The organism is Streptomyces sp. NPDC057137, from assembly GCF_042670825.1.
GTDB lineage: Bacteria > Actinomycetota > Actinomycetes > Streptomycetales > Streptomycetaceae > Streptomyces.
On record NZ_JBHUUW010000060.1, the window covers coordinates 1 to 19,137 of the forward strand.

General features: G+C 70.6%; 19 protein-coding genes. 10 read left to right on the plus strand and 9 right to left on the minus strand.

Translation table 11 applies throughout. The features are described from left to right. Nucleotides 1-80: 80 nt before the first annotated feature. On the minus strand, nucleotides 81-575 hold the full coding sequence (locus ACFT9I_RS32170; RefSeq protein ID WP_003968257.1) for an inorganic diphosphatase: 495 nt from the start codon (nucleotides 573-575) through the stop codon (nucleotides 81-83). A 199-nt stretch (nucleotides 576-774) separates the two neighbouring features. On the opposite strand from ACFT9I_RS32170, the gene dacB reads away from it, so the two are divergent. The 6 genes from dacB to folE all read left to right on the plus strand — a co-directional run bounded on the left by dacB (nucleotide 775) and on the right by folE (nucleotide 8,482). Then, nucleotides 775-2,286, plus strand: coding sequence for a D-alanyl-D-alanine carboxypeptidase/D-alanyl-D-alanine-endopeptidase (dacB, locus tag ACFT9I_RS32175; protein ID WP_382570109.1), 1,512 nt, complete (start codon nucleotides 775-777; stop codon nucleotides 2,284-2,286). Nucleotides 2,287-2,462: 176 nt separating this feature from the next. After that, nucleotides 2,463-3,593, plus strand: a complete 1,131-nt coding sequence (locus tag ACFT9I_RS32180; RefSeq protein WP_382570111.1) for a zinc-dependent metalloprotease — start codon at nucleotides 2,463-2,465, stop codon at nucleotides 3,591-3,593. A gap of 243 nt (nucleotides 3,594-3,836) precedes the next feature. Then, entirely contained in the window at nucleotides 3,837-4,913 is a 1,077-nt protein-coding gene (tilS, locus tag ACFT9I_RS32185; RefSeq protein WP_382570113.1) for a tRNA lysidine(34) synthetase TilS, read from the plus strand. Nucleotides 4,914-4,981: 68 nt separating this feature from the next. Continuing rightward, the gene (hpt, locus tag ACFT9I_RS32190) at nucleotides 4,982-5,542 is read left to right on the plus strand and encodes a hypoxanthine phosphoribosyltransferase (RefSeq protein WP_023539606.1); all 561 of its coding nucleotides are present in this window, start codon (nucleotides 4,982-4,984) and stop codon (nucleotides 5,540-5,542) included. 195 nt (nucleotides 5,543-5,737) lie between these two features. Beyond that, nucleotides 5,738-7,765 (plus strand): ATP-dependent zinc metalloprotease FtsH, encoded by a 2,028-nt coding sequence (gene ftsH, locus ACFT9I_RS32195; protein ID WP_382570114.1) that lies wholly within the window; start codon nucleotides 5,738-5,740, stop codon nucleotides 7,763-7,765. A gap of 111 nt (nucleotides 7,766-7,876) precedes the next feature. Beyond that, entirely contained in the window at nucleotides 7,877-8,482 is a 606-nt protein-coding gene (folE, locus tag ACFT9I_RS32200; protein ID WP_382570116.1) for a GTP cyclohydrolase I FolE, read from the plus strand. 56 nt (nucleotides 8,483-8,538) lie between these two features. On the opposite strand, the gene ACFT9I_RS32205 is transcribed toward folE, so the two are convergent. The 6 genes from ACFT9I_RS32205 to ACFT9I_RS32230 form a co-directional block, all read right to left on the minus strand. After that, nucleotides 8,539-9,030 (minus strand): DUF3180 domain-containing protein, encoded by a 492-nt coding sequence (locus tag ACFT9I_RS32205; protein WP_382570118.1) that lies wholly within the window; start codon nucleotides 9,028-9,030, stop codon nucleotides 8,539-8,541. Nucleotides 9,031-9,129: 99 nt separating this feature from the next. Next, nucleotides 9,130-9,726 carry a 2-amino-4-hydroxy-6-hydroxymethyldihydropteridine diphosphokinase gene (gene folK / locus ACFT9I_RS32210; RefSeq protein WP_382570120.1) on the minus strand — a complete coding sequence of 199 codons (597 nt, stop codon included), beginning with the start codon at nucleotides 9,724-9,726 and terminating at the stop codon, nucleotides 9,130-9,132. Further along, the gene (folB, locus tag ACFT9I_RS32215) at nucleotides 9,723-10,082 is read right to left on the minus strand and encodes a dihydroneopterin aldolase (protein ID WP_382570122.1); all 360 of its coding nucleotides are present in this window, start codon (nucleotides 10,080-10,082) and stop codon (nucleotides 9,723-9,725) included. Before folB ends, folK begins: the two co-directional genes overlap by 4 nt. 212 nt (nucleotides 10,083-10,294) lie before the next feature. After that, nucleotides 10,295-10,753: a nuclear transport factor 2 family protein gene (locus ACFT9I_RS32220; RefSeq protein WP_382570182.1), complete on the minus strand. Its 459-nt coding sequence runs from the start codon at nucleotides 10,751-10,753 to the stop codon at nucleotides 10,295-10,297. A gap of 5 nt (nucleotides 10,754-10,758) precedes the next feature. After that, a complete protein-coding gene (gene folP / locus ACFT9I_RS32225; RefSeq protein WP_382570124.1) occupies nucleotides 10,759-11,625 on the minus strand; it encodes a dihydropteroate synthase in 867 nt (288 codons plus the stop codon). 92 nt (nucleotides 11,626-11,717) lie between these two features. After that, nucleotides 11,718-12,890, minus strand: coding sequence for an ABC transporter ATP-binding protein (locus tag ACFT9I_RS32230; protein WP_382570126.1), 1,173 nt, complete (start codon nucleotides 12,888-12,890; stop codon nucleotides 11,718-11,720). A 143-nt stretch (nucleotides 12,891-13,033) separates the two neighbouring features. Here ACFT9I_RS32230 and ACFT9I_RS32235 point away from each other — a divergent pair, with 143 nt between their 5' ends. The 4 genes from ACFT9I_RS32235 (at nucleotide 13,034) to ACFT9I_RS32250 (ending at nucleotide 16,933) form a co-directional block, all read left to right on the plus strand. Then, complete coding sequence (locus tag ACFT9I_RS32235) at nucleotides 13,034-13,771, plus strand: ABC transporter permease (RefSeq protein ID WP_382570128.1); 738 nt, start codon at nucleotides 13,034-13,036, stop codon at nucleotides 13,769-13,771. Nucleotides 13,772-13,774: 3 nt separating this feature from the next. Beyond that, the gene (locus ACFT9I_RS32240; RefSeq protein ID WP_382570130.1) at nucleotides 13,775-14,560 is read left to right on the plus strand and encodes an ABC transporter permease; all 786 of its coding nucleotides are present in this window, start codon (nucleotides 13,775-13,777) and stop codon (nucleotides 14,558-14,560) included. A gap of 98 nt (nucleotides 14,561-14,658) precedes the next feature. Further along, entirely contained in the window at nucleotides 14,659-15,633 is a 975-nt protein-coding gene (locus ACFT9I_RS32245; protein ID WP_382570132.1) for a glycine betaine ABC transporter substrate-binding protein, read from the plus strand. A gap of 118 nt (nucleotides 15,634-15,751) precedes the next feature. Next, nucleotides 15,752-16,933, plus strand: coding sequence for a hypothetical protein (locus ACFT9I_RS32250; protein WP_382570134.1), 1,182 nt, complete (start codon nucleotides 15,752-15,754; stop codon nucleotides 16,931-16,933). A 48-nt stretch (nucleotides 16,934-16,981) separates the two neighbouring features. Here the strand turns inward: ACFT9I_RS32250 and ACFT9I_RS32255 are convergent, their stop codons facing one another. Both ACFT9I_RS32255 and ACFT9I_RS32260 read right to left on the minus strand, forming a co-directional pair. Beyond that, a complete protein-coding gene (locus ACFT9I_RS32255; RefSeq protein WP_382570136.1) occupies nucleotides 16,982-18,133 on the minus strand; it encodes an NADH-quinone oxidoreductase subunit D in 1,152 nt (383 codons plus the stop codon). Next, entirely contained in the window at nucleotides 18,130-19,095 is a 966-nt protein-coding gene (locus ACFT9I_RS32260) for an SAM-dependent methyltransferase (protein WP_382570184.1), read from the minus strand. The genes ACFT9I_RS32255 and ACFT9I_RS32260 overlap by 4 nt, the downstream gene beginning before the upstream one ends. Nucleotides 19,096-19,137: the final 42 nt, after the last annotated feature.

Genomic DNA, 19,137 nt, shown 5'->3' on the forward strand with positions numbered 1-19,137 from the left:
GCACCCGCACGGTGCGCCGCCCGCCGCTCGTAGGCGCGGGCTCCCGACCCCTCAGGGCCGGGGCGGTGTCGGACGCGCGCTCAGTGCGCGCCGCCCTGCGCCTCAAGGCGCTTGTACGAGGCCTCGATCTCGGCCTCCGCCTCGGCGCGGCCCACCCAGTCCGCGCCTTCGACCGACTTGCCGGGCTCCAGGTCCTTGTAGACCTCGAAGAAGTGCTGGATCTCCAGGCGGTCGAACTCCGACACGTGGTGGATGTCCCGCAGGTGCTCCACGCGCGGGTCCGAGGCGGGGACGCACAGCAGCTTGTCGTCGCCACCGGCCTCGTCCGTCATCCGGAACATGCCGATCGCGCGGCATTTGATGAGACAGCCGGGGAACGTCGGCTCGTCCAGGATGACCAGCGCGTCCAGCGGGTCGCCGTCCTCGCCGAGGGTGTTCTCCACGAAGCCGTAGTCGGCCGGGTAGCTGGTCGAGGTGAAGAGACGACGGTCAAGGCGGATGCGGCCGGTCTCGTGGTCCACCTCGTACTTGTTTCGCGAACCCTTAGGGATCTCGATGGTGACGTCGAACTCCACGGGTGGCTCCTCCATGATCAACACAACTGTCGGTGATGCTGCTGTCGGTGATACCGCACGTCACCGGGGCCGACCTCGGGGCCGACCCCGGGACCGAGCAGGATCGGCCATCGTTGGCCGGGGCACCGTGCTCGTGGCAACGCGCAGTGATTAAGTGTCCCCCACGCAGCTGTGTGATCGCGAAAGGGGCTGGTCAACCGTGCTTGAGCCAAAAGTGTGGCAGCTCACGGCAGGTTCAGCCGTGCTCGGCCTGATGATCGCGGCCGGGGCGGTGGCCATGGCCGGCCCCTGGGACTCCGGTCAGCGTAAGGCCGAGCGCGACTGGGCGGCCGCTCAGGGCCGTACAGGTGGCGCACATCACCCGAGCGGCCACCCGGGCAAGCCCGCGCCCGCGCCCAGCGCCGCCGGAGTGCTCGACGAACTCGCCGCACCGGTCGAGTCCCTGTCCGCGCCCGCCGATCTCCCCGCCGACCTCAAGAAGACTCTCGGGCCGCTGCTCGGATCCCCCGACCTCGGACCGGCGCCAGCGGCGTCCGTCGTCGATGTCGCCACGGGCGAGCAGCTGTTCGGCGAGCGCGCCGACCGGCCGATGACACCGGCCTCCACCGTCAAGATCGCCACGGCGGTCGCCGCCCTCTCGGCACTCGGCCCCGACCACCGCATCCCCACCACCGTGGTCACCGCTGACGTCGAGGGCAAGGGCGACGACAAGGGCGGCGAGGGCAGGAACCAGAGCGACAACGAGAGCGGCGACGACAAAGGCGACGACAAGGGCGACGACGGCCCGACCGAGATCACCCTCGTCGGCGGCGGCGACGCCACCCTCGACCGGAAGGGCCTGCGCGCCCTCGCCGAGGACACCGCCCGGGAGCTGCGGGACCGCGGCGTGCACGAGGTCACCGTCCGTTTCGACGTGTCCCTCTACTCCGGGCCCCGCGAACACCCGATCGGCCCCAACGACAACATCGCCCCGGTCACCGCGCTGATGACCGGCCAGGGCCGTCTCGACGACTCCGCCCGTGACTCCTTCGGCGGCCCGGCACCGCGCAGCGGCGACCCGGCGGGCGACGCCGCCGACGTCTTCGCCGAGCTGCTGCGCGAACGCGGCCTCAAGACCTCGAAGCCCCCGGCCCTGGGCAAGGCCCCCAAGGACGCCGACCGTCTCGCGGTGACGTACTCGCGCCCCGTGTCCGCCCTGGTCGAGCGGATGCTGACGAACAGCGACAACGACATCGCCGAATCACTCGTCCGGCAGACCGCCGTCAAGGCGGGCAGGCCTGCGAGCTTCGCCGGTGCCCAACAGGCCGTCCAGGCCGAGCTGAAGGAGCAGAAACTGCCCGTCGGCGGCGCGCTCCTGCGCGACGGCAGCGGTCTCAACCGCCACGACAGGATCACCACCGGCCTGCTCACCGCGCTGCTCGCCCGAGCGGCCGACCCCGACCGGCCCGAGTTGCGGCCGGTCCTCACCGGCCTCCCGGTGGCCGGATTCAGCGGCACGCTCCAGGGCCGGTACGCCGACGCCGACGCGATCACCGGCAGCGGTCTGATCCGCGCCAAGACCGGCACGCTGACCGGCGTGAACTCCCTGGCGGGCACGGTCGTCGGCCCCGGCGGTCGGCTGCTCGCCTTCGCCTTCCTGGCGGAGAAGGCCCCGACCCCCGATACGGCCCAACGGGCCCTGGACCACCTCTCGGCGGAACTCGTGTCCTGACCACCCCCTGCCCCCACGCGGCGACAAGCGCGCCCACACGCACCGGGCACCGCACCGAGCACCGCGCCGACACACACCGAAGACGCACCGAAGACGCACCGACGAGGACCGGCCGGGACGGCAACAGCCCGGCCGACACCCCACCGCCTTTCGGCCCGAGCACGTACGGTTGACGCATGACGAGCATCGGTGGGGCCGAGATGGTGGACTGGAATCTCGCGGTGGCAACCGCGACCCGCCTCGCGCGGCCGGGACCGGAAGTGACCCGGGACGAGGCCCGCGAGATCGTCGCCGAGCTGCGGCGGCACGCCAAGGCGGCCGAGGAGCACGTGCGCGCCTTCACGCGGATGATCCCGGAAGGCCACGAGCCACCGGACACCCCGGTCCTGGTCGTGGACCGGGCGGGCTGGATCAAGGCGAACGTCGCGGGCTTCCGTGAGCTGCTCAAGCCCCTCCTCGACAAGATGCAGGACCGCAGGTCGAGCACGGCGGGCGGCGCCGTCCTCGGCGCCGTGGGCGGCAAGGTGACCGGCGTCGAGCTGGGCATGCTGCTGTCGTTCCTGTCCTCCCGCGTCCTCGGTCAGTACGAGACGTTCGCCCCGCCGAGCCGCGACCTCCCTTCGAGCGACGGCGGCGGCGGCCGGCTGCTGCTCGTCGCGCCGAACATCGTCCACGTCGAGCGCGAACTGGAAGTCGACCCGCACGACTTCCGGCTCTGGGTCTGCCTGCACGAGGAGACCCACCGCACCCAGTTCACCGGCGTGCCATGGCTCCGTGACCACCTTGAGGGTGAGATCCAGTCATTCCTCGAAGAGACCGACGTCGATCCGTCGACCGTCGTGGAACGCCTGCGTGAAGCGGCCCAGTCGCTGACCGGCAGCCGTCCCGAGGGCGAGGAGGACGACGACGGCCGGAGCCTGGTCGAACTGGTGCAGACCCCCGGCCAGAAGGAGATCCTCGGCCGCCTCACCGCCGTCATGTCGCTGCTCGAAGGCCACGCCGACTACGTGATGGACGGCGTCGGGCCGCAGGTCGTGCCCTCGGTGGCCGAGATCCGCGAGAAGTTCCAGCAGCGCAGGGCCAAGGGCGCCAGCCGGCTCGATCAGGCGCTGCGCAAGCTGCTGGGGCTGGACGCGAAGCTGCGGCAGTACCGGGACGGGGAGCGTTTCGTACGAGCCGTGGTGGACGAGGTCGGCATGGACGGCTTCAACCGTGTCTGGACCTCCCCCAACACCCTTCCCACGAAGGCGGAGATCGCCAAGCCGGCGGACTGGATCGCGCGGGTGCACCGCAAGGCCGAGTCCTAAACCCCGTCAGAAGGGGCAGCGGCCTCCTAAAGAGGCGGCCGCGGGCCCCGTGCCGGATGTCAACGTCCACACGTGTCCACCGGAATGGGCCAGCATCACCCATCCGAGGGACCGTGGGCGGTGGGTAGGCGTGCAATGCTCGGGGAACGGCCCGGTTCTGTCACCATCGACGCACTCTGTGTGACTGAACCCCGTCCCTACTCCGACCGAGGCACCCCCCAAACATCACGAAGGGCACCGGACATGGGTCCCCATCCTGCGGTCGCGGCGATACGCCTGGCGGTCCGCCGCGTACTCCACGACGTCATCACCGAATGCTCCGAACTCGCGAGCTCCGACAACGAGCGCTCCCGGCGTACCCCGGTAGCAGTCGGCGACCGTGCCGCCGCACCACTCCCGGCCGACGGCCGCCCGCTGGTGCTCGTCGCCTGTTCCGGAGGCGCCGACTCCATGGCGCTCGCCTCCGCCCTCGCCTTCGAGGCCCGCAAGCTTTCCGTCCGCGCGGGCGCCGTCACCGTCGACCACGGCCTCCAGGCCGGCTCCGAACTCCGCGCCGCCGAAGTCGTCTCCCGGCTCGCCGCCATGCGGCTCGACCCTGTCGAGTCCGTCGCCGTGACCGTCGGTCGCGACGGGGGGCCCGAGGCCGCCGCCCGCGACGCGCGCTACGCCGCCCTGGACGCCGCCGCCGAGCGCCACGGCGCCGCCGCCGTCCTGCTGGGCCACACCCGGGACGACCAGGCCGAGACGGTCCTGCTCGGCCTCGCCCGCGGCTCCGGCACCCGCTCGCTCTCCGGGATGGCCCCCGTCTCCGGCGCCACCGGACGCTACCGCCGCCCCTTTCTCCAACTCGACCGGCAGACGGCCCGCAAGGCCTGCCTGGTCCAGGCGATCCCGGTCTGGGACGACCCGCACAACGCCGACCCCGCGTACACCCGCTCGCGCCTGCGCCACGAGGGCCTGCCCGCCCTGGAGAAGGCGCTCGGCAAGGGCGTCGTCGAGGCCCTGGCCCGTACGGCGCAGCTCTCCCGCGACGACGCCGACGCCCTCGACGCCTGGGCCGCCGACGTCGAGTCCGCCGTACGGGACGATGCCGGACAGTTGGAATGCGCCAAGCTGTACGCGCTGCCGCCCGCCGTTCGCCGCCGCGTCCTGCGCCGGGCCGCGGTCGTCGCGGGGGCGCCCGCCGGGTCGCTCTTCGCCCGGCACATCGAGGAGGTCGACCGCCTGATCACGGGCTGGCGAGGCCAGGGCGCCATCAACCTGCCGGGCCGCGTCGAGGCCCAACGGCAGGGTGGCAGACTGGTCATCCGGCAGGGCTGAAGCGCTGAAGCACGACGGCTGTGTCTCCGGGGTGGCGAGTTCCGGCCTCCTGGCCGACAACGAAAGTGATGCGGGTGGACCACAAGGACATGGGCGCCGACCTCCAGTCGGTGCTCATCACCAAGGAAGAAATCGACGCGAAGCTGGTCGAGTTGGCCGCCAAGATCGACGCGGAGTACGCGGGCAAGGACGTCCTCCTCGTCGGCGTCCTCAAGGGCGCCGTCATGGTGATGGCGGACCTGGCGCGTGCGCTGTCCACCCCTGTGACGATGGACTGGATGGCCGTGTCCTCGTACGGCGCCGGGACGCAGTCGTCCGGCGTGGTCAGGATCCTCAAGGACCTGGACACCGACATCAAGGGCAAGCACGTCGTGATCGTCGAGGACATCATCGACTCGGGCCTGACGCTCTCGTGGCTGCTGTCGAACCTCGGCTCGCGCGAGCCCGCCTCGCTCGAAGTCTGCACGCTGCTCCGTAAGCCGGATGCCGCAAAGGTCGCGATCGATGTGAAATGGATCGGATTCGACATTCCCAATGAGTTCGTCGTCGGTTATGGCCTCGATTACGCGGAGAAGTACCGCAATCTGCCATTCGTCGGCACACTCGCCCCCCATGTGTACGGCGGCTGACCCGGGCACCCGGCCCGCCGGGCCGGGCCGGGAACCCCCGCACCCTTCCCGCCGTTGGAGCATGGGAAGACCGGTTTACCGGCAGTCCCGTGCGGTCGCGGGTGACAATGCTGGGGTACGGTCCGAAGAACAGTCTTTTCTCACAGCAGCATTTACCTACGGGCAGGAGGGACGGGGCGTTCTCGCTCCGTATGGATGGACGTGAAGCGATACTTCCGTGGGCCGGTCATGTGGATCGTGCTGGCCGTCCTCGCCGTGGTCGTGTTGATGCAGGTCGTCGGCTCGTCGGGCGGCTACAAGACGGTGGACACCGGCGAGGTCGTCCAGGCGATCGACAAGAACCAGGTCGACCAGGTCAAGCTGACCACAGGCGACGAACAGATCATCAAGATCGACCTCAAGGACGGCAAGAAGGTCCAGGGCGGCGACAAGGTCCAGGCAAGCTACATCGGCTCGCAGGGCTCCGCTCTGGCCGCCAAGCTGCAGGGCAAGTTCGAGAGCGGCGACATCAAGCAGGGCTACACGGTCTCGCCCTCGAAGCAGAGTCCGTTCGTCTCCGTACTGCTCTCCCTGCTGCCGTTCGTCCTCATCGTCGTGGTCTTCCTGTTCCTGATGAATCAGATGCAGGGCGGCGGCTCCCGAGTCATGCAGTTCGGGAAGTCCAAGGCCAAACTCATTACCAAGGACACCCCCAAGACGACGTTCTCCGACGTCGCGGGGTCCGACGAGGCCGTCGAGGAACTTCACGAGATCAAGGAGTTCCTCCAGGAGCCCGCGAAGTTCCAGGCGGTCGGCGCCAAGATCCCGAAGGGCGTGCTGCTCTACGGCCCGCCCGGTACGGGCAAGACGCTGCTCGCCCGCGCGGTCGCCGGCGAGGCCGGCGTCCCGTTCTACTCGATCTCCGGTTCCGACTTCGTCGAGATGTTCGTCGGTGTCGGTGCCTCCCGAGTGCGTGACCTCTTCGAGCAGGCCAAGGCGAACGCCCCGGCGATCGTCTTCGTCGACGAGATCGACGCCGTCGGCCGGCACCGCGGTGCGGGCCTCGGCGGTGGCCACGACGAGCGCGAGCAGACGCTCAACCAGCTGCTCGTCGAGATGGACGGGTTCGACGTGAAGGGCGGCGTCATCCTGATCGCCGCCACGAACAGGCCCGACATCCTCGACCCGGCGCTGCTGCGCCCGGGACGATTCGACCGCCAGATCGCGGTCGACCGCCCGGACATGCTGGGCCGGCTGGCGATCCTCAAGGTTCACCAGAAGGGCAAGCCGGTCGCCCCGGACGTCGATCTGGGCGCTGTCGCCCGTCGTACGCCCGGCTTCACCGGAGCGGACCTGGCGAACGTGCTGAACGAAGCGGCGCTCCTCACGGCGCGCGGCGACAAGAAGCTCGTCGACAACCACTCCCTGGACGAGGCCATCGACAGAGTCGTGGCGGGCCCGCAGAAGCGGACCCGGATCATGTCCGAGAAGGAAAAGAAGATCACCGCCTACCACGAGGGCGGCCACGCCCTGGTCGCGGCGGCGTCTCCGAACTCCGACCCGGTGCACAAGATCACGATCTTGTCCCGCGGCCGGGCCCTGGGTTACACCATGGTCCTGCCGGACGAGGACAAGTACTCGACCACGCGTAACGAGATGCTCGACCAGCTGGCCTACATGATGGGCGGGCGCGCGGCGGAGGAACTGGTCTTCCACGACCCGACCACCGGCGCGGCCAACGACATCGAGAAGGCGTCGGCGACGGCACGGGCCATGGTCACGCAGTACGGCATGACCGAGCGGCTCGGCGCGATCAAGTTCGGCGGCGACAACACGGAGCCCTTCGTCGGGCGTGAGATGGGCCACCAGCGCGACTACTCGGAAGAGGTCGCCGCGCTGGTCGACGAAGAAGTGAAGAAGCTGATCGAGACCGCGCACAACGAGGCCTGGGAGATCCTCGTCGAGAACCGCGACGTTCTCGACAACCTGGTCCTCGCGCTGCTGGAGAAGGAGACGCTCAACAAGGAGCAGATCGCCGAGATCTTCTCGACGATCGTGCGGCGCCCGGCCCGTCCGGCCTGGACCGGCTCCTCGCGGCGTACGCCTTCGACACGTCCTCCGGTGCTCTCGCCGAAGGAGCTGGCCCTCACCAACGGAGCGACCGGCACCAACGGCGCGCTTCCCGGTGTGACGACCGGCGACCCGGCGGCCGAGGCCGTTCCGGAGGAGCGTCCGGAAAGCTGATCCCGGGCTTCTCACCAGGCCCGGAATAGATGCCGCGTCCCACAGGTCTTAGCCTGATGGGGCGCGGCATTTGTGTGGCCGTGCACGGAACGGCGGAGGAGCGAGGCCCAGATGACCAACCCCGTGAGGCTGGACGGCGAGGGTGTGATCGGCGAGTTCGACGAGAAGCGGGCCGAGAACGCCGTACGGGAGCTTCTGATCGCGGTCGGGGAGGACCCGGACCGCGAGGGCCTGCGCGAGACGCCGGGGCGGGTGGCCCGCTCGTACAAGGAGATATTCGCGGGACTCTGGCAGCGGCCCGAGGACGTCCTGACGACGACGTTCGACATCGGCCACGACGAGATGGTCCTGGTGAAGGACATCGAGGTGCAGAGTTCCTGCGAGCACCATCTGGTGCCGTTCCACGGCGTCGCGCACGTCGGGTACATCCCGTCGGCCGACGGGAAGATCACCGGGCTGTCGAAGCTGGCGCGACTGGTGGACGTGTACGCCCGCAGGCCGCAGGTGCAGGAGCGGATGACCACGCAGATCGCGGACTCGCTGATGAAGATCCTGGAGCCGCGCGGCGTGATCGTGGTCGTCGAGTGCGAGCACATGTGCATGTCCATGCGCGGAGTGCGCAAGCCCGGCGCCAAGACGATCACCTCGGCGGTACGGGGGCAGCTGCGCGACCCGGCGACCCGCAACGAGGCGATGAGCCTGATCATGGCCCGCTGAACCACGACGGGTACCGCGAGCGCCGGCCGCCGGCGCCGGTGCTGCCCCCGGTGCGATCAGGCGTGGGCGGTGCCGTGGCCCTGGTGCTCGTCGTCGGGCCCGTCGGGGAGCTTGCAGACGCGCTCCAGGAAGAACGCGGCGGCGATCACCGCGATGCCGGCCAGTACCGAGGCTCCCGCGTAGTACGCCTGGTCCCGCCGCGCGGGGATGTCCAGGGAGCCGAGCAGGAAGACGCCCGTCCCGCCGTACATCCCGGCGACCAGGGCCGCGACCAGCGCGCTCGCGTGGCCGAAAACGACCGCGCGGGCCGCCATCAGCGGATCGACGCCCTTGGCTCCCGGCCGGCGCTCACGCTGGGCGCGCAGCCGGGACCGCAGCGAGAGCGCCGTCGCCGCGAGGACGACGGCGATCACCGCGAGGACGATGGGCGCCGCGAGGGGCACGCTGGGCAGGGTGCCGAGCGAGTCCCAGAGGCGCGTACCGCCCCACGAGAGCACCCCGGCCACGGCGAAGAGGCCCGCCAGCACCCCGATCCGCAATTGCCTCACCGCGACAGCCCACCCTTCACCCGTACTCGTCACGCGCACACACGCACATGCCACCGGCACCTGTGGCCGGTCGACCGACCGATTCGCAGAGCCTAACGACTAGTCGGGCAGCCGGAGTTCCAGGTCCGCCCGAGGCTCGACGCCGTCCTGCTCCACGACGGCGAGCAGTTCGGAGACCGTACCCCGCCCGGTCAGCAGCGCCTCGGGCTCCACGTCGTGCCAGGGCACCAGCACGAAGGCCCGCTGATGGGCGCGCGGGTGCGGCAGGGTGAGCACCGGGTCGTCCGAGACGACGTCCGCGTACGCCACGATGTCGACGTCGATCGTGCGCGGCCCCCAGCGCTCCACTCGGACGCGGTCGAAGGCCTCCTCGACGGCCTGGGCGCGCTCCAGCAGCGACGCGGGCGGCAGCGTGGTCTTCACCACGACGACCGCGTTGAAGTACGAGGGCTGGGAGCCCGGTTCGACGCCCCAGGGCGCCGTCTCGTACACCGGCGACACCGCCTTGACCCGCAGGCCCGGGGTGTCCTCCAGCGCGTCGATGGCGCCCTGCAGGGTCTCCAGCCGGTTGCCGAGATTGGACCCGAGGCTGATCACGGCGCGCTTCGGGTTGGACAGGGTGATGTCCGCCGCGTCGACCTGCGCCACCACCGAGGCCGGCACCGGCTGGACGGTCGGGTCGCTCTGGGGATTCATACTCGGCTCCGGGTGATGGTGATGGTCACATCGTCGAAGGGCACCGTGATCGGGGCGTCCGGCTTGTGCAGCGTCACCTCGACCTCGTCGACGCCGTCATGCTTCAGACACTGGTCCGCGATGCGCTCGGCGAGCGTCTCGATCAGGTCGACCGGCTCGCCCCGCACGACGGCCACGACCTCCTCGGCCACGATTCCGTAGTGGACGGTTCTCGTCAGGTCGTCGCCGGCCGCGGCGGGGCGGGTGTCGAGGCTCAGCACCAGATCCACGATGAAGGTCTGACCCTCCTCGCGCTCCCGGGGGAAGACGCCATGGTGCCCACGGGCCTTGAGGCCGCGCAGCGCGAGACGGTCCACGCGAATCACTCCTGCTGTCGTTGGTCAAGTGGGGCACTATGCCGTATGCGGACGGCTGATGTCCCCGGTCGAATCTACTCGCGGGCACCGACAGGGCCTGCCCGTGGGGGCCTCGGGCGCCGCGGGCAGCGTCCGCGACGGGCTCCGCGCGACGGGGAACCGCAGGTAGTTCCGGCGGCACGGGACCGGCCCTCGTAAGGTCGCTTACCCACTCAGGCGGGAGTTTCGTCGTCCTTCTCGTCGTCGGTTTCGGCCAGAACGGGCGAGCCGTGGTGGGACCAGACCCGCCAGCCGTCGGCGGTGCGGCGGAACACGTTCGTCGCGACCACCAGCTGGCCCACGAGCGGGCCGAGCGCGCCGCTCTCCTCGGCCGGTCCGCCGCTGAGGATGTTCTCGGTGCAGGTCACGAGAGCGGTGTCGCCCGCGACGGACACCGCGACATCCGTAAGGAAGAACTGGATGTACTCGGTGTTCGCCATGATCAGCGCGTACGAGCGCAGCACCTCGCCGCGCCCGGAGAGCACCGGCCAGCCCGGGTGGACGCAGCTGACGCCGGGGCTGTCGCCGTCCAGCCACAGCGCGGACAGCTCGTCGAGGTCACCGCGCTCCATGGCTTCGTAGAAGGCCGTGTTGAGCGCGTCGACCTGCTCCTTGTCCGTTCCGCTCGGCAGGCTCCTCACCTGGCTCCCTCGACGGCGCGCGAGACACGGACGGCGTCGGCGGTCGCGCGTACCTCGTGCACCCGCACCGCCCAGGCGCCCTCGTGCGCGGCGATCGCAGACACGGCGGCGGTGGCGGCGTCCCGCTCGCGCGCGGGCGGCGGTCCGCCCTCACCGGCCAGTACGTGGCCGAGGAACCGCTTGCGGGACGCGGCGACCAGCAGGGGCCTGCCCAGCGCCCGCAGGTCCGCCAGGTGGGCCAGCAGCGCGAGATCGTGCTCGGCGTTCTTGGCGAAGCCGAGGCCGGGGTCGATCACCAGGTGCTCGGGGGCGATGCCGCCCGCGACGACCGCCTCCACGCGCTCGCGCAGTTCGGCGATCACCTCGCCGACGACGTCCGTGTAGAGCGCGCGATTGTTCATGCCCTGGCTGAAACCGCGCCAGTGCATGACGACGAAGGGCACGCCCGCGGCGGCGACGGCGGGCACCATGGCGCGGTCCGCGAGACCGCCGCTGACGTCGTTGACCAGGACGGCGCCGACGGCCACCGCCCGCTCGGCGACGGAGGCCCGCATGGTGTCCACGGACACCATGACGCCCTCGGAGGCCAGGTCCCGTACGACGGGCACGACGCGCCGCAGTTCCTCGTCCTCGTCGACCCGCGTGGCGCCGGGGCGCGTCGACTCGCCGCCGACGTCCACCAGGTCGGCGCCCTCGGTGACCAGATCGAGGCCGCGCTTGACGGCGGCGGCGGTGTCGAACCAGCGGCCGCCGTCGGAGAAGGAGTCGGGCGTCACGTTGACGACCCCCATGACCGCGCAGCGGTCCCACTCCGGCAGGCCGTCGACCGTGCCCCTTCCGCCCTGTGCGCGCAACGTACTCATACGTCCCACCCTAGGCCCGTACGTGCCCCGGTACGTCCCGCAGCGGACGGGCGGCCGTCCCCGCCGGGGGACGTGGACAGGTCGGGGTCAGGTCAGGACGCGGCGATCTGGGCGACGGTCTCCAGTTCCACCTCGGTGCGGGGGATGGCGTGCGCGTCCGCGTCGATCGAGCGGCGCAGCGCCTCGTGCAGCCGGGCCGGGGTCAGCACGCCGAGGAAGCGCCCCGTCTCCTCCTTGTCGATGACGGCGATCCAGCCGGCGTCGTGCTGGAGCATCGTGGAGAACGCCTGCTTGAGAGAGGCGCCGACGGGCAGCCAGGCCTCCATACGACGGGCGTGCTCCCGTACGGTGCCCGAGGCGCCGGTCTGCTCGGTGGAGATCCAGCCGTGCAGATTGTCCTCGGCGTCCAGGACGACCGCCCAGCGCGCGCCCTCCTTGGAAAGCTTCGCCGCGGCGTTCCGCAACGGGTCGTCGAGATGCAGGACGGGCGGCTGCTCCAGGTCCCCCTCCTCGATCGGCGTGACCGAGAGCCGCTTGAGGCCGCGGTCCGCGCCGACGAAGTCGGCGACGTACGGCGTGGCGGGTGCGCCCAGCACGGCGGCAGGGGCGTCGAACTGCTCGATCGTGCCCTGCCCGTAGACGGCGATCCGGTCACCGAGCCGGACCGCCTCCTCGATGTCGTGCGTGACGAAGAGCACGGTCTTGTTGACGGCGGCCTGGAGCTTCAGGAACTCGTTCTGGAGGTGTTCGCGTACGACGGGGTCGACCGCGCCGAAGGGCTCGTCCATCAGCAGGACGGGCGGGTCGGCGGCCAGTGCCCGTGCCACGCCGACGCGTTGGCGCTGTCCGCCGGAGAGCTGCTCGGGGTAGCGGTCGCCGTAGATCGACGGGTCGAGGCCGACCAGGTCGAGGAGCTCGGCGGCGCGCGCACGGCCCTTGCCGCGCTGCCAGCCCAGGAGATGGGGGACGGTCGCCGTGTTCTCCAGGATCGTCTTGTGCGGGAAGAGGCCGACCTGCTGGATCACATAGCCGATCCGGCGGCGGAGTTGGACGGGGTCGATGGTCGATATGTCGTCCCCGTCCATGAATATCCGGCCTTCGGTCGGTTCGATCAACCGGTTGACCATCTTCATGGTGGTGGTCTTGCCGCAGCCCGACGGTCCGACGAGCGTGACCAGCTCGCCCGCTCCGACCTCCAGGCTGAGGTCGTCGACGGCCGTGGTGCCGTCCGGGTACCGCTTGGTGACGTGCTCGAATCGGATCATGATTTCCCCATTGTGACGGGTCTTGTGTGAAGGCAATGTTGCTGGAATGTGGCGGCCTTCCGCGATTGTCAGTGGTCGGGGATAGGGTCGCCCAGACAAAGACACCAGACATACGTTCGGGGAGATAGGGGAGGCGGGGGTGGATGAGCACTCAAAGCTGTCTGGCGGCGAACGAATGGATCTGTGGAGAGTATCTCCGCTCCCGTAGCCAGGAGTTGATCGATGCGACTGTCCAGCACATCGGGATCACCGTCGTCTCGGTCCTCATCGGGCTGCTCGTGGCCTTTCCGCTCGCCCTGCTCGCACGCGGAAAACCGGCATTCGCCGGCCCCGTGCTCGGACTGACGACCCTGCTCTACACGATCCCGTCGCTGGCGATGTTCTCGCTGCTCCTGCCGGTCTTCGGGCTGTCGTCCGCGCTGGTGGTCACCGGCCTGGTGCTGTACTCACTGACGATCCTCGTGAGGAACATCATCGCGGGCCTCGAATCCGTCCCCGCGGAAGCCAAGGAGGCGGCCCGCGGGATGGGGTACGGCTCCGGGCGGCTGCTCTGGGAGGTCGAGCTGCCGCTCGCGCTGCCCGCGCTGATGGCCGGTATCCGCATCGCGACGGTCTCGACGATCGCGCTGACGACCGTCGGCTCGATCGTGGGGCGCGGCGGCCTCGGCAATCTCATCGAGGACGCGCTGCCGAGCCTGTTCAAGGCGCAGGTGCTCGCCGCCTCCGTGCTGTGCGTGCTGCTGGCCATCGCCGCCGACCTGCTGCTCCTCGGACTCCAGCGGCTGCTCACGCCCTGGACACGGATACGTACGGGCAAGGGCCGCGCGTCCCGTCCGGCGCGCGCGGGCCGGGCCGGCCGCCCGGTGAAGGTGGGGGGCTGACCCATGGGTGTTCTTGGTGACGCGTGGACCTGGTTGATGACCGGCTCCAACTGGTCCGGCGAGAGCGGGGCGCTGAACAGGCTCGGCGAGCATGTGTACGTCAGTGGTATCGCGCTCGTGCTCGCCTGTGCGATAGCCCTGCCGACGGCCTTCTACCTCGGGCACATCGGCAAGGGCGGCGCGCTCGCCGTCAACATCTCCAACGTCGGGCGGGCGATCCCGGTCTTCGCCGTGCTCGCCCTGTTCATGCTCTCCCCGCTGCGCAACGCCGGTTATGTGCCGACGATCGTCGCACTGGTCCTCTTCGCCGTGCCGCCGCTGCTGACCAACGCCTACGTGGGCATGCGGGAGGTGGACCGCGCGGTGCTCGAAGCCGCGAGGGGCATGGGGATGTCCGGGCGCCAGCTCTTCGTACGGGTCGAGCTGCCTCTCGCGTACCCGATGGTGATGACCGGCCTCCGGTCGGCGTCCGTACAGGTGGTCGCCACGGCCACGATCGCGGCGATGGTGGGGCAGGGCGGCCTCGGCCGGATCATCACCGCCGGGTTCAACACGTACGACACCCCCCAGGTGGTCGCCGGCGCGCTCCTCGTGGCGCTGCTCGCCCTGCTCGTCGAGGGCGCGCTCGTCGCGCTGGACCGGGTGCTCGACCCGTCTCCGTCCACCACCGCCGTCCGGGCAGCGGTGCCCGGCGCGCGGGACGGCGCGGCGAGCGACGCCCTCGGTACCGACGACGTGCTCCCGGCCGACGACGTGCTCCCACGGGACCGGGTGACGAAAACCGTGTGACATGACGACCGAGTGACACGACGGTGTGACACGAACAACCTTGTGACGGCCGGCTTCCCGGCGTCCTCCTCAGGCCTCTCTACGGATGGTGAACTTTCATGAGCAAGACCTCGCGCATGGCGGGTGCGGTACTTGGCGTCGTCGCCCTGACCGGGTCGCTCGCCGCGTGCGGCGGCGACAGCCTGGAATCGGACGGCGGCTCGGACAAGGGCTCGGGCTCCGACAAGAAGGGCTCCCTCGTCGTCGGCGCCGCGGCTTTCACCGAGTCCAAGGTGCTCGCCGAGCTCTACGCGCAGATACTCGACGACGGCGGATACGACGCCTCCGTCACCACGGTGAAGAACCGCGAGCTGTACGAGCCTTCCCTGGAGAAGGGTGAGATCGACGTCGTCCCCGAATACGCGGCGACGCTCACCGAATTCCTCAACGCCAAGGTGAACGGCGCGGACGAGGCCGTGAAGAAGCCGCTCGCCTCCAGCGACGCGGACGCCACGGTCGCCGCCCTGCAGAAGCTGGCCGAGCCGCGCGGACTGAAGGTTCTCCCCGCCGGCAAGGCGGTCGACCAGAACGCCTTCGCCGTGACCAAGGAATACGCCGAGAAGAACAAGCTCAAGACCCTTTCGGATCTGGGCGCCTCGAAGCTCAAGGTGAAGATCGCCGCCGGCGACGAGTGCGAGGTACGGCCGTTCTGCGCGCCCGGTCTCAAGGAGACGTACGGCATCGACGTCACCGGCATCGACCCGCAGGGTGTCGGCACTCCGCAGGCCAAGCAGGCGGTCAAGGACGGCAAGGACCAGCTGGTCCTGAGCACCACCACCGACGGCACGCTCGACAGCTTCGGTCTGGTGGTCCTGGAGGACGACAAGAAGCTGCAGAACGCGGACAACGTACTTCCCGTGGTCAATGCCAAGGACGCCGGTTCTCAGGAGATAGCGGACCTTCTCGGCAAGCTCACCGACGCCCTCACGACAGAGGATCTCGCGAAGCTCAACCTGAAGGTCGACGCGGAGCGCGCGAAGCCCGCCGATGTCGCCAAGGAGTATCTGGAGTCCAAAGACCTGATCGGCAAGTAGGCGGGAAGCGGGGGAAGTCCGGCGGGAAGTAGAGGGACGGGAGTGGAGTCGGCAACGGACGGGGAAAGATTGTCCGGCCGACCCCCATTCCGCGCCCACGCGCGGTAAATTTCGGGCCATGCCACGTGGACGCCACCGCCATTCCCCGCCCCTCCACAGGATTCTGCCGCCGTCGGCCGTAGCCGGGGCCGCCGCTCTGTGCGCCGCGGGTGCCTGGCTCCTCGCGGAACCCGTGGCGCTCCGCGGTCTGGTGGCCGTCACGGCGGCCACGGCCGCCACCGGCGCCTATCTGATGCGCAGTTGGGACCGGGCCGCGGGCCGGCGCGTCGCCGAGCTGCTGCGGGCGCAGGCCAGCGAGGAGTGGAAGACCGAGGAACGAATAGCCGAACTCGAAGCCGATGTCGACGAATCACGTGAGATTCGCACCCGGCTCGACAGCAAGCTGCGCGCCAAGCGGGTGGAACTCGCGAAGCTGCGCGGTGAGCACGCCGCGCTCCTGCGGCGGTACGCCACGGCGGAGACCGCCCGCGCCAGCGCGCTGGAGGGCACACGCCAGCTCGCCATCGAAGCGGCCCGTGAGCCCAAGGCGCTGCTCCCCGCGGGCAGTACACCCAGCGCGTCGGTCTACCACCGCGCCGCGCGGGCCCTGGACGACCTGACGCGCAACGGCGCCCTGCAGCACACGAAGCGGATCCTTGAAGAGGCCCGCAGGCGTGAACTCGCCGAGCGCGCGGCCCGCGAGGCCGCGGCGGAGGAGGAGCGGGCGAAGCAGGCCGCGAAGGCCGAGAAGAAGGCCCGCGCCGAGAAGGCCGAGCAGGAGAAGGCGGACAGGAAGCGCCGCACGGCGGAAGCGGCCGCGGCCGCCGAGCACACGCGCCCGTCGTCCGCGCTCCCGCTGAAGGCCCGGCCGACGTCGTCCCTGCCCGCGACCCGCCCCCACCCGGGCGCCTCGGCGATCGTCCCGTACAACCGTCGGCACCGGCTGCAGCGGGGTCCCGAGGGAGGTTTCGACTTCTTCGGTACGCAGAAGGGCGGTCCCGCGGCGGACGGTTCCACCACCGGCGACGCGACGGAGGACGGCCCCGACCCGGCGGCCGTCGACACCCGGGCCGGACGGCCCGAGCCGGCGGAGCTGGAGCGGGCGCAGCGCGAGGACCTCGCCGATGTGGTCGGCGAGGAGGCCCTGGCCGTACAGCACAGGACCGACGACCGGGCGGTGGGCCAGGTCATCGACCTGACCGAGCACGACGAGAGCGAGCCGCTGCCGCTGGGACAGCTGCGCAGCGCGATCGGTTCCTAGGGCGGGCCGGCCCCGAACCTGAGCCGGACCCAGGCACCGATCGAGTCGCTACTTGTCGATGTCGCCGACGACGAAGAAGAGCGATCCGAGGATCGCCACCATGTCGGCGACCAGGGTGCCCGGCAGCAGCTCGGTGAGGGCCTGGATGTTGTTGAAGGACGCCGAGCGCAGCTTCAGCCGGTAGGGCGTCTTCTCGCCCTTCGACACCAGGTAGTAGCCGTTGATGCCGAGCGGATTCTCGGTCCAGGCGTACGTGTGCCCCTCGGGCGCCTTGAGGACCTTCGGGAGCCGCTGGTTGATCGGACCGGGCTCCAGGTCGGCGATCCGGTCCAGGCACGCGTCCGCGAGATCCAGCGAGTTGTGGGTCTGGCCCAGCAGGCACTCGAAGCGGGCCAGACAGTCGCCGTCCTCGCGGGTCACGACCTTGAGCGTGTCCTGGAGTTCGCCGTACGCGAGATACGGCTCGTCGCGGCGCAGGTCGAAGTCGACGCCCGAGGCCCGCGCGATCGGCCCCGAAACCCCGTACGCGTGCACGGCGTTCGCCGAGAGGACCCCCACGCCCCGGGTCCGGCCCCGGAAGATCTCGTTGCCGAGGACCAGCCTGTCGTACACGTCCATCCGCGAACGGACCTCGGAGACCGCGTGCCTGGCGCGGCCGAGCCAGCCCGCCGGCAGGTCCTCCTTGAGACCGCCGACGCGGTTGAACATGAAGTGCATCCGGCCGCCGGAGATCTCCTCCATGACGGCCTGCAGCTCCTCGCGCTCCCGGAAGGCGTGGAACACCGGGGTGATCCCGCCCAGTTCGAGGGGGTAGGAGCCGAGGAACATCAGATGGTTGAGCATCCGGTTCAGCTCGGCGAGCAGGGTCCGGGTCCAGACGGCGCGCTGCGGCACCTCCATGCCGAGCATGCGCTCGACGGCCATCACCACACCCAGCTCGTTGGAGAACGCCGACAGCCAGTCGTGCCGGTTGGCGAGCATGATGATCTGGCGGTAGTCGCGCGCCTCGAACAGCTTCTCGGCGCCGCGGTGCATATAGCCGATGACCGGCTCGGCGTGCTGGATCACCTCGCCGTCGAGTACCAGACGCAGTCGGAGCACACCGTGCGTGGAGGGGTGCTGGGGCCCGATGTTGAGCACCATGTCCGTGCTCTCGGCCGCGCCGCCGATGCCGACCGTCGTGCGGGTGGTCTCCGTCATGCGGCCCAGTCTCTCAGAGCCGTACCGACGGGCCGCATCAGCCAGCCGAAGTCCCCGAGGCCGCCGCGGGCGGTCAGTTCGGCCGCCTCGCCGGCGGTGGCCAGCGAGCGTACGTAGGAGGCGGGGTCGGTCGTGGCGAGGGAGAGCGGCGGGCGCCCACCGCTGACGCCGAGGCGGTGCAGCGCCTCGCGCTGCCTCAGTACGAAGGCGTCCCCGCCACCCGGGCTCGCCGGGACGCCGGCCGCCGCGCACGCGTCCAGCGCCACATGGGCGGTGATGTCGCAGCTGCCGTCGGGCACCGGCCGCACCTCGCGGCCGTCCCGGAACCCGGTCAGTGTCCCGAACAGCGGCCGGTCGCCCCGTACATGCGCGTAGTCGACGGCCACCGCCAGCCCCCGGTCCAGCGTCGCCACGGCGGTGGCCCACGCCTCGTCACGGGTGCGGCCGATCTCCGCGCGGGCGCCCGGCCCCGCCATCGGCCACCAGCGCGCCAGCCAGGCGGCGTCCGGTCCGTCGACCGGGGCGCCGGGCTGCTCCCTGCCGTCGGGGCCGACGAGGACGTACCGCACCGTCCCGTCGGGCCCGGTCTCGGCGACGTCCACCGGCACGTTGTCCAGCCACTCGTTGGCGAACAGCAGCCCCCGCACACCGGCCGGGGGCTTGTCGGTCCACTCGACGCGCGGATCGAGTCCCGGCGGGCGCGCGGCGCGTTCGACGGCGTACGGCTGTACGGCAAGCCCGTCCGGTACGGCGGCCAGGACCCCCGTCAGCAGCTCCCCGCGCCCCGCCCCGACGTCGACCAGCGCGATCTCGTCGGTGTCCAGGGCCTCGGCGGTCGCCACCAGCAGCCGCGCGACGGCCGACGCGAAGAGCAGCGAGGCGTGGACGGAGGTGCGGAAGTGCCCCGCAGGGCCCTCAGGGCGCCGGTAGAAGCCCTCGGGGCCGTACAGCGCGCTCTCCATGGCCGCGGCCCAGCCACGCGGCTCCACGGCGCACGGAGCCCC